We start from the raw sequence: 13,498 nt of genomic DNA on the forward strand, positions 1-13,498 counted from the left end.
TAGATTTTCGGCTATAACTATGTAAAATGCAAGACAATTGCATCAATAAGGAAGATAATTATGGAAGTTGGAATTAAAGGAGATTGTTCTTTTGTCGTTACAAAAGAGATGCTCGCAACTGCGGTAGGCAGCGGAACGGTGGAGGTATTTGCAACACCGACTATGATTGCCCGAATGGAAGATACGGCAACGCGCAGCGTGATGTCGTATTTGGATGAAGGAAAGGCTACGGTCGGCATTCATGTCGATGTACGGCACTTGGATGCAACCCCCGAAGGGATGAAGGTTTTTATTCATACCGAATTGGTAGAAATCAACGCGAATGGGAAATTTCTTACATTTACGGTTGAGGCGCGCGATGAGCACGGTGTGATCGGCAGCGGTATCCATGAACGAGCAATTATCGACGTCGGTCGCTTTATGGAAAAAGTAAATAAAAAGAAAAACGCGTAAAGCGAAATGTATCAAGATAACGAAATAGACGAATTCGGCATTGTGCGCGGGGAAAGGCACGCGGGAGACGAAAAAGACCGCGCGCTTCGCCCGCAGCTCTTGCGGGATTTTCAGGGGCAGCAAAATATCAAAGAAAACTTGTCGGTTTTTATCCAAGCGGCGCGGAGTAGGGGAGAAAGCCTCGATCACCTCTTTTTGATTGGGCCTCCGGGGCTGGGAAAGACAACCCTCGCGCAAATTACCGCGCAAGAGCTCGGTGTCGAGTGTAAGATTACCGGAGCCCCTGCCCTCGATAAGCCTAAGGACTTGGCCGGTATTTTGACGACGCTTTCCGAACGGAGCGTATTCTTTATCGACGAAATTCACCGGTTAAAACCCGCTATCGAAGAGATGCTCTATATCGCTATGGAAGATTACGAGCTTGACTGGATTATCGGGCAGGGGCCGGGAGCGCGTACTGTCCGTATTCCGCTGCCGCCGTTTACGCTGATCGGTGCAACTACCCGCGCGGGAATGGTGTCCAGTCCGCTTATCAGCCGGTTCGGTATTGTGCAGCGTTTTGAATTTTACAGCGACGAAGAGCTTGCGTCGATTATCATGCGTTCCGCCGATATTCTTAAAATCAATATTGAAAAAAAGGCGGCCATTGCGCTTGCCCGCTGCTCCCGCGGAACGCCGCGTGTGGCCAACCGGCTGCTTAGGCGGATGCGGGATTTTGCGTTTATCGAAGGCAGCGATACCGTCCGCGAAGTAACCGTCGCGCAGGGGCTGGAAAGGCTGCATATCGACCGGCTCGGTTTGGAAAATTATGACCGGCAGATACTCCGTTCCATTATCGAAAACTACGGAGGGGGGCCGGTCGGCGCGGAAACGCTTGCGATTTCCATCGGGGAATCGCAGGATACGCTGGAAGACTACTACGAACCCTACCTTATTCAAACGGGACTGCTGCAGCGTACCCCGCGCGGGCGTATGGTTACGGAAAAAGCATACGCCCATCTCGGTCTTAAAATTCCGGCGGCTGCAGCGCAGACAGGCAGCCTCTTTGAACAAGAGTAAGAAGCGCCGCCGCCCGCCGCAGATACTGTAGTAGAGCTCTATACCTTAAACGTTCCTACTTCTTTTGCCAAATTCTCGATGCTCTGTTTATTTTGCTGACTAATTCCGTTTACTTCTTGAATTGCATTGTTGATTTCTTCTGCGCCGGAAGCCATTTCGTTCATACTGTCGGTAATGACTCGGGTAAGATTGTCCAACTTGTACATTTCTTCCGCGACGCCTTCTCCGCCTTTCAGCATTTCTTCCGAACCGGCTTGTACTTCCGTCGTTACCGAATTGATGTTCTTAATAGCGGTAAGTATTTCTTTACTGCCGTTTTCTTGCTCTTTCATCGCTGCGGTTAACGTGTCGCTCATTGTTTTTACCTGTTCGGCAAGGTTGAATATTGCGTTAAATTTTCCTTCCACTGTTTTAGAGGACGATGAAAGCGTTTCGATTTCGGTGCTTAGCATTTTTAAGGTTGTAGTAATGTTTTTCCCCTGCATTGCAGAATCCTCTGCAAGCTTGCGGATTTCATCGGCAACTACGGCAAAGCCTTTTCCTGCTTCCCCCGCATGGGCTGCTTCTATTGCGGCATTCATCGCTAACAGGTTTGTTTGCGAAGCAATGTGCTGAATAACACTCGACGCTTCCATAAGCGAGCCCGACTCTTCCGCAATCTTTTGGGTTACGGCATTTGAAGTTACCAACGTCGTTTTGCCGTCGTTCGTCGCCGATGTTAAATCTTTTATAACTACATCGGTCTTTCTGAGTGTTTGTCCGATAGAAGCAATATTTGCAACCATCTGCTCAACAGAAGCGGAGGATTGCGCAACGCTTGCCACCTGTGTTTCAATGCTGGAATTCAGCTGTTTAATGGTACGGACAATTTCTTCAATAGTGGAGGCGGTTTCGGTAACACTCGCCGCTTGTGTCAGCGCTTGCTGTTTTAGTCCGTCGATGTTTGCGCTGATTTGATTAACGGCGCTTGCCGTTTCGGTCATATTGGCGGCAAGCTCATTGCCGGTGGCTTTCATGCTCGTGCTGTTTTCTCCGACGGTTTTGATTGCCATGCCGATCTTTTCAATGGTTTTGTTAAAATATTCGGACATATCGGTAATTTCGTCGTTTCCGTCTATCGGTAAGCGTACTGTTAGGTCGCCTTCGCCTTGGGCAATATTTTGCAGCGCCGACACAACTTTGCCGATCGGCTTTATAATATTGCGTGCAATGAAATACACGATAATCAACGCTCCAATAAGGCTGAGCGTCGCTATAATGCCCATGATCATTTGCAGCCTATCCAATGTTCCCATAAATTCTTCTACCGGCGCTCTGATAATGACCGACCAACCTGATAGGCCGATGGGTGAAGCACTGGCAATATAGCGGACGCCCTTATAGGTGTAATATCCGATTTTGTTTTGGTCATCATCTAAAACATGCTGCATAAATGCCGCCACCGTGTCATATTCGCTGTTTTGTTTAGCTTCCTCGATGGCGTTGAATTGTTCTTGAACTAAAGAAATATCTTTATCTGCAATTATAGTACCGGTTTTTCCGATAATATAGCAGTGTCCCGTTTGACCGATGACTATATCACCGATTTGTTCCGATAAAAACTCAGCCGGTACGGTTGCACACAATACGCTGGTAACCTCTTGGTTATCACCTCTAATAGGCACGGCAAAAATAATCTGGAGTGTGTTGAGTTGGCGGGCAATTCGAGGTTCCGCAATGAAATTGGAGCCTTTTGCCGCCGCTAAAAACCAATCTCTGTCGCCGAGATAAACTTCGTTACCGTCGGTATCGTAGCTATTCCCCTGTAGGCTGCATACGGCGAAAGTTTTTATCGTCCCATTATTTTTTGCTTCGGTGACGAGCATTTGGGCTTTTTGCCGGAAAGAAAGCGTATTGTCCCTCAAAGAAGGCATACGGGAGACGCCTTCGATAAATTGAAAGAGTGCTATTATTTTTCCATCGATGATGACGGCGACATCAGCTGCTTTGTCGGTTAGATGGGCTTCAATTTTTTCCGAAACCGCTTTACGCGCCGTATAAATTGCGAGAACCCCTTCGATAGTTAATGCAACAGCGATTAAAAGTCCGAAAATAAGGACGAGCTTTCTTCTGAGCGAGAACCGTTTGTTTACTTTTGATGCACACATACACAATCCTTTTCTTTTCTTGCATGGTATCGCCTTTTTGAACAAAGTATCGAGCATCGCTAAAAAACAAACGTTTTTAGAGGTTCTCTATAATTTTTTTCGATTGCTCAACGGCGCCACACTTTTAGAGTTTTGTGCTTTTCAGCACTATATACGATAGACCTTTTATACGATGGTGTCTAGCGGATTGCAAAATTAACCTTATCCTCTTTTTTCGGCAAATCGAATATCGCCGTCGACTTTGATGGATTTTTTATGCTATTATTGCTGCAGTATATTCCGGCAGGGGGGCTTGAAAGTTGGGTACGTTTTCGGCATCCATCCCCGCATGGAGCATGGATCAGGAGCACAGCGTATGAAAAAGTTTGAAGAGCGGCTAGCCCGTCTTGAAGAAATCAGCGAAAAGATCAAAAGTGCGGATCTTCCGTTGGAAGAGGCGCTTGCCGCTTTTGAAGAAGGTATTAAGCTCGCCAAAACATTGGAAAAAGACATTGATAAAATAGAAAGCAAGGTACAGATTTTGATGAATCAGCCGGTGCAGCCGCAGGATAAGCCTGAACTGGAACTCTTTTCCACTGATGACATATAGCAATGGATAGCACACCTCAATCACCTGAAATATCCCAAACATCTTCTCATATTGACACGGCAGCGGCGGCTCAGCCGGACATATCCGCGCCTGGTGGCGTTTCTCAGACCGGTGAACTAAAGCACACGGCGATTCCGTCCGCCAATTCTGTCGATGTTTACAAGCCGGTAAAAGCGCTCGATCCGGAAACGGCACGGAAGATTGCGGCAGGGGAAGTTGTCGACCGCCCCGCAGCCGTTATCCGCGAGCTGTTAGACAATGCACTCGACGCCGGCGCGTCAAAGATACAGGTAGAAATCGCAGGCGGCGGCATCGAACGTATCAGGGTTACGGATAACGGCTGCGGCATGAGCAGGGAAGACCTCGCCATCTGCACGGACACTCACACCACCAGCAAAATTTCTACAGCGGAAGACTTGCTCTCCCTGCATAGTCTCGGCTTCCGAGGGGAAGCGCTTTCTTCCATTAAAGCAGTCAGTGATTTGGAAATCACCTCGACGCGGGACGGCCCCGCCGCATGGAAGCTGCAGCTGGGAAAAATACAGCCGGCGCGCTTACCTGCCGGTACGGTGGTGCTGGTAGAAAACCTTTTTGAAAACTTTCCCGCCCGCAAGCAGTTCTTAAAGCGGGCTGCTGCAGAAACGGCGCTGTGCCGAACTATCTTCTTCGACAAAGCGCTCCCCCACTATCAAACCGAGATGCGCTTTATCGCGGACGGCGAACTCCGCTTCCTGCTGCCCCCGGCAAAATCTTTGCGGGAACGCTGTCTCGCGGCTTTCTCGTTTAAAGAACCGGAAGCGCTCTTTTTTGAAATTGAAGGAAGCGGAGAGCATTTTTCATTCCGCATCGTGCTCGGCAGTTCCGATGTTGTCCGCAGCGACAAGCGTGCAATACTGGTGTTTGTCAACGGCAGGCGTATCACCGAGTTCGGGCTGACTCAAGCCGTCGAGTACGGCAGCGAAGGGTACTTTCCGAACGGCGGGCATCCCGTTGCGTTTTTATTTTTAACGGTTGCCCCGTCGCGCGTGGACTTTAACATTCATCCGGCCAAAAAAGAAGCGCGCTTTCAAGATTACAGCGCAATTCACCACGCCGTCAGCAGCGCCGTCGGCTCATTTTACCGGCAGCACACCGTTGCAAGCCTCTTAAAAGAAAAATACGATCCCGGCCTTACACGGCCTTTCGATTTCCGGAACGGCGGTTCTTTGCACTCCGATACCGGCCGGGCGAGCGGAACAGATGGACAGGCAGGCACTATCGGAGATATCTCTTCCCGCCCCAATGCCGGACAAGCCGGCGGGCAGGATGCCGCGCCGTATTCCGTATGGAGCGAACAAAACAGGCTGTACGCCGAATCCCTCGCGCAAAAACACAGGGCAGTTAACGGAAATTATCAGCCGCCTTCAGACCGGGTCAAGAACAGGTACGAAATCCCGCAAGAAAATACCGGTGTATTGCCGGACGGGTACGGAAGCGCAGTCCGCCAAATTGTGGCGGCAGCGGCGGTATCGTACACGGCGGGCGGGCACATCATTCCGCCGCCTGCGGCTGTGGGCAGCTCATACACGGATGAGGCGCCGTATATGCAGCCGCCGCCGGATATTCCGCCTGCGGATTTTAAGCTGCTCGGACAAGTCGCCGGAACATTTATCGCCGTAGAAAAACACGATGCGCTGTATTTAATCGACCAACATGCCGCCCACGAGCGGATTATTTTCGATCAGCTCAAGCACAATACCGGCGGCGTACAGGAGCTGCTAATCCCCTATCGGATTATCACCGCATCGGAAGAAGACGATTCGTTTATCAGGAAGCATCGGGAGCTGCTGTGCAAGGCGGGGTTCGCTCTTTCCGATGAAGGCGCAGGCGTCTGGCAGGTAACCGCCGTCCCCGCACGGTGGACAGGTACGGAACGGGATCTTATCCGCGATATTACCGGTGTCCGTAAAAATGCCGGGGATATCCTCTATCAGATTTTAGCCTCGGCCGCCTGTCGCTCCGCCTGCAAGGATCACGCAATTCTCGATCCCGTAACCCAGCAGCGCATCGCCGCGCAGGCCTTTGAACTGCCCGAACCGATCTGCCCGCACGGCCGCCCGATCTGGATAATACTCACCCGCGAAGAACTCTTTAAACGGGTTAAGCGGACATAAATAAGGAAGCATTATGAACGAAACAATTTTTTTAGGCCGCGGCGAAACTGCGGTTGAACTTTTACCGATGAGGGCGAATAGACACGGACTTATTACGGGGGCAACCGGTACCGGAAAGACCGTTACGCTCAAAGTAATTGCTGAAGCATTCAGCGATTTAGGCGTGCCGGTGTTTTTACCGGATGTGAAAGGCGACCTATGCGGTTTTGCCGAAAAAGGCGAATCGAGCGTCAAACTGCAAGAACGGCTCAGTCTCTTACATATTTCAAACTTTGAATTTAAAAGTTATCCCGTACGGATGTGGAGTATCTTGCAAGAAACGGGACACCCCATACGCACCACAATTTCCGAAATGGGGCCGCTGTTGCTTTCGCGCCTTTTAGACCTTAACGAAGTGCAAACCGGCGTATTGAATATCGCGTTTCGTGTCGCGGATGAGGACGGGCTATTGCTTTTGGATTTAAAGGATCTTAAAGCAATGCTCCATTATATCGGTGAAAATAAGCAGGACTTGAAATTAAAATACGGTAATATTTCCGACACTTCGATTGGGGCAATCCAACGGAATCTCTTAACGCTCGAAAATGAAGGGGCGGATAACTTTTTCGGCGAACCGGCTTTAGACATCAACGATTTTTTCAAGCAAACCTCTGACGGGCGGGGATATATCAATGTATTAAATGCCGTCAAACTGTACCAAAAGCCCAATCTGTATGCAACTTTTTTGCTGTGGTTCTTATCCGAGCTTTACGAAAATCTCCCCGAAATAGGCGATGCCGAAAAACCGAAAATCGTGTTCTTCTTTGACGAAGCTCACTTACTGTTTGATAACGGTTCAAAGATACTGCTCCAGAAAATCGAACAAATTATGCGCCTAATCCGCTCGAAGGGTGTCGCGGTCTTTTTCGTTACTCAAAATCCGTCCGACATTCCGGAAAACATCCTCGGTCAATTGGGAAATAAGATTCAACATGCGTTGAGGGCATTTACCCCTAAGGATGCCAAATCCATACGTCTTGCCGCCGAAACATTCCGCATCAATCCTGCGTTCGATACCGCTCAAGTTATCACGCAGCTTAAAACCGGCGAAGCCCTCGTTTCCGTTTTGCAGCAGGACGGCAGCCCAGCGGTAACGCAGCGGATTATGATAGCGCCGCCTCATAGTAAAATAGGTACAATCGATGATGCAAAAATAAAAGCCCTTGTCGAAGAATCTCCCCTTTTATATAAATATAAAGATCCCATTGATCGGGAATCCGCATACGAAATCCTTACGCGGCAATTTACCGAACAAACGGAAGCTGCGGCGCGTCAAGCCGAAGAAAAACAGCTTGCAAAAGAAAACGCAGCAAAGGCAAAAGAAGAAGCCGCGCTCATGCGGGCCGAAAATGCCAAAGCAAGGGCTGAGGCTGCAAAATTAAGACTGGAAGAAACCGCAAAACGGAAAAATCAAAGCACTGCAGACCGATTGGGAAGAATTTTAGTTGACAGCATCACCCGTTCGGTAGGGCGGGAAATTACCCGCGGTGTGTTCGGTTCCATTAAAAAAATGCTGCGCTGATGCGTTTTCCCGGAGAATTTCCGGCAATACCTTGACGAGAGATAGAAATTCGCATAAGCTAGTGAAGTGGAGGTTTGTCCGTGTTGAAGCTAAAAGCTCCCCTAATCATCGCCGGTGCAACATGCGTTTTATCTATGCTTATCGGACTGATAAGCGGAGTACGGTTTTTAAGTATTTTGGGACGGGGGCTTATTGCCGGCGTAGGAGCCGGAAGCTTTGTGTTATGCGCGCGGATTATTTTGGAGCGATTCATTCCCGACCTCTTTGCTCCGCCAGCTCCATCGGAAACTGTTGTTGATACGGCAGATATTTCCTCCGGGGCAAATATTAATATTACCCTTGACGACGGCCTCGTAGCATCGCCGATAACGGCGGGCGATAATGCTGAACCCGATGGCATGCCGAATGCAGCAAAGCCGCAGGTAGAAACTCAAAGTACAGAGGCTGTTTCTACCGCTCCTGTCTCAGATTTCTCCGGCGCCGGCACTACATCCGAAAATACTGACTTTTCGGCGTCCTCTCCTCTTTCCTTTGATGAAGGCAGTACAGGTGATAGCAGCTTATCGGATTTACCCAATATGGGTTCGTTTATAGATGATGATGATGATTTTGAAGAAACTGTCGATGACGGCATACAAGCTGATAGCAGCGGTTTTACGATGAGCGGTATTCAGACCGGCGGTGCCGATAGCAAAGTAATGGCTCAGGCAATCAGAACGGTTCTAGCAACTGAGGATTAAAAGGGCGGGTGTTGATATAATATGGGAAATGACAGGTTAGATACGAGAGCGGAAGACGAGCTTTGGCTCGAATACAAACATACCCAAGACCCGCAGCTCCGTGAATTTTTTATTATAAAATACGCACCGCTTGTAAAATATGTTGCCGGTAAGGTCGCCGTCGGAATGCCCAATAATGTCGAGTTTGACGATTTAGTCGGCTACGGCGTGTTCGGGCTTCTGGACGCAATCGATAAATACGATCCCGAAAAAAATGTAAAATTCAACACCTATGCGGTTACCCGTATACGCGGAGCTATTTTCGATGAGCTGCGTTCAATCGATTGGGTGCCCCGCTCGGTACGTCAGCAATCCCGTGAAATTGAAGAAGTAATAGCGGATTTGGAAGCGCGGCTGGGACACGCCGCAACCGATTCTGAAATTGCCGAAGCGCTCGGTATGAGTGTAGAAGAATTTCATCAAGTTCTGTTAAAAATTTCAGGCACCAGCATTATTTCTCTTACCGATTTGCGCTTTGGGGCGGATGATTCCGAGCAGACACCCGTTGCCGACAGCATTGAAGCTCCTACCTCACTTAATCCCGATGTTATTGTAGAACGGGAAGAGATGAAACGGATTATCGTAGATGCGATTAATGAACTCCCCGACAGAGAAAAAAAAGTGCTCATCATGTATTACTATGAAGATATGACATTACGGGAAATCGGAAAGGTATTAGAGGTAACCGAATCACGGGTGTCTCAGATCCACACCAGCGCGAATTTAAAACTTAAAGCAAAATTAAGCAATATTCGTAAGGGTATCCGTTAGGAGCGTTGCTATGATACATTTTGAACAAATTCGGGAGCAAATGAAGGAACAGTACGAAAAAGATTCCTCCCGTTTTTTTGTTGAAGTTACCGGGCAAACCCTCGAAGAAGCTATCGACAATGCCGCTGTAGAGCTCGGCTTACGCCGCTCACTTATAGATTATGAAATTTTACAAAAGGGTGCTTCCGGGTTTTTTGTTTTAAACCCTAAAGAGTGGAAAATCCGCGCCTACGAAGTACACAAAATACATAAACCCAATGCCGAATCGGAAACCGCAGCAGGCATAAGCGCTGAAGAGCAAGCAGAAGAGAATATCAATAAAGACGGAGCCGCGTACGTATTCTGTGCTCCGGACGGTGTATTCCTTAAAGTTACGCCGCCCACCGGTAGCGGTAGAAAAATAGCCCTTGCCGATGTTGTGGAAAAAATACGCGACAGAAATCTTGCTATTCCGCCGGATGAAATTTTACGGCCGATTGTCAAGGAATGTGCCGATGAGTACGTCAGAATCGGGCATTACGAATATCTGCCCGGTAATGATGCGCTGATGTCCGTCGAAATCAGCGATGATGAAATGAAGGCGTATCTCTTTGTATCACCCCCGATGCCGGGCGGCGCTGACGTTTCGGCGGATATGATTATCACATTCTTATCCAATAACCGCGTTATTTCAGGTGTGAACGAAAAAAGAGTTAAGCAATTCCAAGACAGTCCCGTATACCGCGAGAATTATCTGATTGCGGAAGGAACTGCACCGCAAAAAGGCGCCGATGCTAAGATCCTCTTCAATTTTGAAACCGATAATACGCAGCTTCGCCTCAAAGAAAATACGAGCGGGCAAATTAACTTTAAAGAACTCAACCTTATTCAAAATGTTATTGAAGGACAGCCGCTTGCGCAAAAAGTCCCTGCCGAGGAAGGAAAGAGCGGGAGAACCGTTACCGGAAAATACTTGCCGGCGGCGCCCGGTAAAGATATTGCCATCCCATTGGGAAAAAACACCCGGTTGGCAGAGGATAATTTGACTGTTGTTGCAGAGACAAAAGGACAAGTGCTGCTGATAAAGAATAAGATCAATGTTGAACCGATTATGACGATTGAAGGCAATGTGTCGATCAAAACCGGCAATATTACGTTCCTTGGTACGGTATACGTCAAAGGCAATGTTGACGACGGGTTTGCCGTTAAGGCTGCAGGCAACATCGAGGTAAAAGGCACGGTCGGGAAAGCATCGCTGGATGCGGAAGGAGATATCGTCGTTAGTCAGGGTATTGCCGGAAAAGAAGGCGGGCATATCCGAGCCGGTAAGTCGATATGGTCTAAATTTATCCAAAATATCGAGTTGGTAGAAGCAGGAGATATGGTTATCGTATCGGACGGTATTTTGAACTCAAAGATCATTGCAAACCACAAAGTTATTTGCCGCGGAAAACGCGCTGATATCATCGGCAGTCAAGTAACCGCATGCGAAGGTGTATATGCCCGAAACCTCGGCAGCCCTGCAGGCGGTTCCGATACGGTTATCAGCGTCGGCTTCGATCCGCGCAGTAAAGAACGGTTGGTCATATTAGAGAAAAATCTGCTTGCCGCCGAAAAAAATCTCACTGCCTTAAAATTGGATGTAAAATCGCTCGAAGGCCAAAAAAAGATTCTCAAAGAGCTTTCCGAAGAAAAAGAAGCATTGCTTAAAAAGAAAAAAGAGCTGCGGTATATCAGTGAAACGGAAATTAAAGAACTGCGGAACGAAATAGAACGGATACGGGATTACCTTGCTGCGCTTAAAACGGATGGCCGCGTTTCGGTTTCCGGAAATATTTATACCGGTGTCCGGATTGTTATTAAAGATATTATCGAAGATGTGCGGGTTGATTGTAAAGCAACAACATTCTTTTTGCAAAACGGTCTTGTGCGATATGGTCCTTATGAAGACTATACCAATGATGAAGACGTAAAAAGGACGCCCAGTGGGTATTCAACCGATTGATTTACAGACACTCTATACTCAACTCGATAAAGTCGGAAAACTTCAAGGCGACGCACGGCAAACTTTTGCGGCAGAATTTGAAAACAGTCAACAAGCCAATAAGGAAGACGCCGCGCGACGTCAACAAACGGTACAACGGACAGAAGCTTCGGGAGCTGAAAAAACTGCGATAAATAAAGACGGTTCAAACGGTTCGGCAGGAGGAGCATTTGACAACGCTTCTCAACAACAAGAAAATGACAGCCATCCTATAGAAGAAAAATCATATTATATTCAAGACCCCTCCCTTGGAAAAAAAATCGATATTTCAGGATAACAGCTATGTTTATTGCTTCTTTGATACTTCTCTGTATTAATATTATTTTGATGATTATTTTCTATCGGAAGACATCGCATAATTTTTCGCAAAATGCGTACCGGGATCGCATTCGGGAAGAAGTTAATCGGCTGATTATCGATATTGAACATGAATCGGATCATGCGGTAACGATACTTGAAGATAAAATTCAACAGATAGAAAAATTGCTTTCGGACACGGATAAACATATCGCCCTCGTTGAACAGGAACATGAAAAATGGAATGCACAAAAAGAGTTTCTGGAGCGCTACCGAAATCCTAATCAAAAAGAAGCTGAAGTGTCTGCCGATACGAAAAAAAATACCGTGATGATCTATAAAAAACCGATCGGTATGCCCGAAGCGGCGACACACGCTTCTCCGCTTTTAAACCCGCGGGAACAGGTTATCGAACTTGCACGCCAAGGCTTCTCGATTGACTTTATTGCCGAAAAGGTCGACCTGCCCCTCGGCGAAATTGCCCTTATTCTCTCTATAGACGGATAAGTTGTGTAGTCTTTTTAATGTATATATTATGTACATCGACGCCCATCTTCACCCTGCAGATTATCTCGATTGCTGCGCCGCTTCCGGCAGCACGGGTATTTTAGACGGACAGTTTGCTCAACCGGTGTCGCTTTGTTGTTCGGCGCATGATCATACCGAATATGAGCGGCACCGCAGTCTTTTTAAACACGGTTTATGCGATAGCTCCGATTCACATACGAGTACACAGCGCATACTTTTTTCCTTCGGTATCCATCCTCAAAATCCGGTAATGGATGAAGCCGAGTTTTTATACCGCCTTTTGGAAACACGGCAAATCCACGCAATTGGAGAATGCGGATTCGATCTTTTTAATGATGAGTATAAACAACTCTTGCCGATGCAGCAAACAGTATGGGATATGCAATTACGATGGGCACACAACTTTCAGCTGCCGGTGGTGATTCATTGCCGGAAAGCGCTGCCGCTCATATTTGATTCGGTACCTCGGTTAAAAAAACTGCCGGCGGTTATCTTCCACGGCTGGGGAGGCAGTCCTCAAGAGGCGTCGGCATTTCTCAAAAAAGGCGTCAACGCCTATTTTTCGCTCGGCAAGGCAGTACTCCGCGGGCAGAAATCCGTATGCGCAATGGCTGCCTCATTCGATAGTACCCGCATTCTAACGGAGACGGATGCGCCGTATATGAGGCTCAAAGCCGAAGAATACTCCCATCCCCGCGATATTATAGCGGTTACGGCGCAATGTGCAAAACTCCGGTACGCAGGAACCGGTACGCTGCAACCAGCCGGCTCCGATGCGGTAAGGCGGACAGGCATTATCAAACAGTATGAATCGTGCACGGTTTCGCTCGCGGAAATCAACATATCCGATACTGTTGTAAAAGAATTTAGCGATATGATTGTGCGGAATTTTAATTGCGCGTTCGGATTATCCGTTTAATTAAAAACCCCGATGCAGAGTATCGGGGTTTTTAAGCTTCTGTATGACTAAAATAAAAGGCGCCGATCAGAATCGAACTGATGAATGAAGGTTTTGCAGACCTCTCCCTTACCACTTGGGCACGGCGCCGATAATGGTGCTACTATAGCAGAAACCGGTATCTTATGCAAGAGGTTCGTCAGGGCAAATGCATCAGTCGGTGTTTAAATAACCCCGCAG

At 47.9% G+C, this 13,498-nt stretch carries 12 protein-coding genes and 1 tRNA gene; 11 read left to right on the plus strand and 2 right to left on the minus strand.

Going from position 1 to position 13,498, the window contains the following annotated elements; all coding sequences use genetic code 11:
* Positions 1–60: 60 nt before the first annotated feature.
* Together HMPREF1222_RS08935 and ruvB are read left to right on the plus strand one after the other, a co-directional pair.
* Entirely contained in the window at positions 61–453 is a 393-nt protein-coding gene (locus tag HMPREF1222_RS08935; RefSeq protein ID WP_016519111.1) for a thioesterase family protein, read from the plus strand.
* Between the two features lie 6 nt (positions 454–459).
* Positions 460–1,512 (plus strand): Holliday junction branch migration DNA helicase RuvB, encoded by a 1,053-nt coding sequence (gene ruvB, locus HMPREF1222_RS08940; protein ID WP_006188923.1) that lies wholly within the window; start codon positions 460–462, stop codon positions 1,510–1,512.
* 38 nt (positions 1,513–1,550) lie between these two features.
* Here the strand turns inward: ruvB and HMPREF1222_RS08945 are convergent, their stop codons facing one another.
* A complete protein-coding gene (locus HMPREF1222_RS08945; protein WP_016519112.1) occupies positions 1,551–3,659 on the minus strand; it encodes a methyl-accepting chemotaxis protein in 2,109 nt (702 codons plus the stop codon).
* 355 nt (positions 3,660–4,014) lie between these two features.
* Here HMPREF1222_RS08945 and xseB point away from each other — a divergent pair, with 355 nt between their 5' ends.
* The 9 genes from xseB to HMPREF1222_RS08990 all read left to right on the plus strand — a co-directional run bounded on the left by xseB (position 4,015) and on the right by HMPREF1222_RS08990 (position 13,279).
* A complete protein-coding gene (gene xseB / locus HMPREF1222_RS08950; RefSeq protein WP_006188926.1) occupies positions 4,015–4,248 on the plus strand; it encodes an exodeoxyribonuclease VII small subunit in 234 nt (77 codons plus the stop codon).
* 2 nt (positions 4,249–4,250) lie between these two features.
* Entirely contained in the window at positions 4,251–6,401 is a 2,151-nt protein-coding gene (mutL, locus tag HMPREF1222_RS08955; protein ID WP_016519113.1) for a DNA mismatch repair endonuclease MutL, read from the plus strand.
* Between the two features lie 13 nt (positions 6,402–6,414).
* Positions 6,415–7,962 (plus strand): helicase HerA-like domain-containing protein, encoded by a 1,548-nt coding sequence (locus HMPREF1222_RS08960; protein WP_016519114.1) that lies wholly within the window; start codon positions 6,415–6,417, stop codon positions 7,960–7,962.
* An 80-nt stretch (positions 7,963–8,042) separates the two neighbouring features.
* Positions 8,043–8,702 carry a hypothetical protein gene (locus HMPREF1222_RS08965; RefSeq protein WP_016519115.1) on the plus strand — a complete coding sequence of 220 codons (660 nt, stop codon included), beginning with the start codon at positions 8,043–8,045 and terminating at the stop codon, positions 8,700–8,702.
* A gap of 21 nt (positions 8,703–8,723) precedes the next feature.
* Positions 8,724–9,512 carry an RNA polymerase sigma factor WhiG gene (gene whiG, locus HMPREF1222_RS08970; RefSeq protein WP_016519116.1) on the plus strand — a complete coding sequence of 263 codons (789 nt, stop codon included), beginning with the start codon at positions 8,724–8,726 and terminating at the stop codon, positions 9,510–9,512.
* 10 nt (positions 9,513–9,522) lie between these two features.
* Positions 9,523–11,496 carry a FapA family protein gene (locus HMPREF1222_RS08975; protein WP_016519117.1) on the plus strand — a complete coding sequence of 658 codons (1,974 nt, stop codon included), beginning with the start codon at positions 9,523–9,525 and terminating at the stop codon, positions 11,494–11,496.
* Complete coding sequence (locus HMPREF1222_RS08980) at positions 11,477–11,812, plus strand: hypothetical protein (protein ID WP_006188932.1); 336 nt, start codon at positions 11,477–11,479, stop codon at positions 11,810–11,812. The genes HMPREF1222_RS08975 and HMPREF1222_RS08980 overlap by 20 nt, the downstream gene beginning before the upstream one ends.
* Before the next feature lie 5 nt (positions 11,813–11,817).
* Positions 11,818–12,339, plus strand: coding sequence for a DUF6115 domain-containing protein (locus tag HMPREF1222_RS08985; protein ID WP_016519118.1), 522 nt, complete (start codon positions 11,818–11,820; stop codon positions 12,337–12,339).
* A 28-nt stretch (positions 12,340–12,367) separates the two neighbouring features.
* Positions 12,368–13,279: a TatD family hydrolase gene (locus HMPREF1222_RS08990; protein ID WP_016519119.1), complete on the plus strand. Its 912-nt coding sequence runs from the start codon at positions 12,368–12,370 to the stop codon at positions 13,277–13,279.
* 57 nt (positions 13,280–13,336) lie between these two features.
* Here HMPREF1222_RS08990 and HMPREF1222_RS08995 read toward each other — a convergent pair.
* Positions 13,337–13,408: transfer RNA gene (locus HMPREF1222_RS08995), tRNA-Cys, on the minus strand.
* Positions 13,409–13,498: the final 90 nt, after the last annotated feature.

The sequence above is a fragment of the Treponema vincentii F0403 genome (genome assembly GCF_000412995.1).
Taxonomy (GTDB): Bacteria; Spirochaetota; Spirochaetia; order Treponematales; family Treponemataceae; genus Treponema; species Treponema vincentii.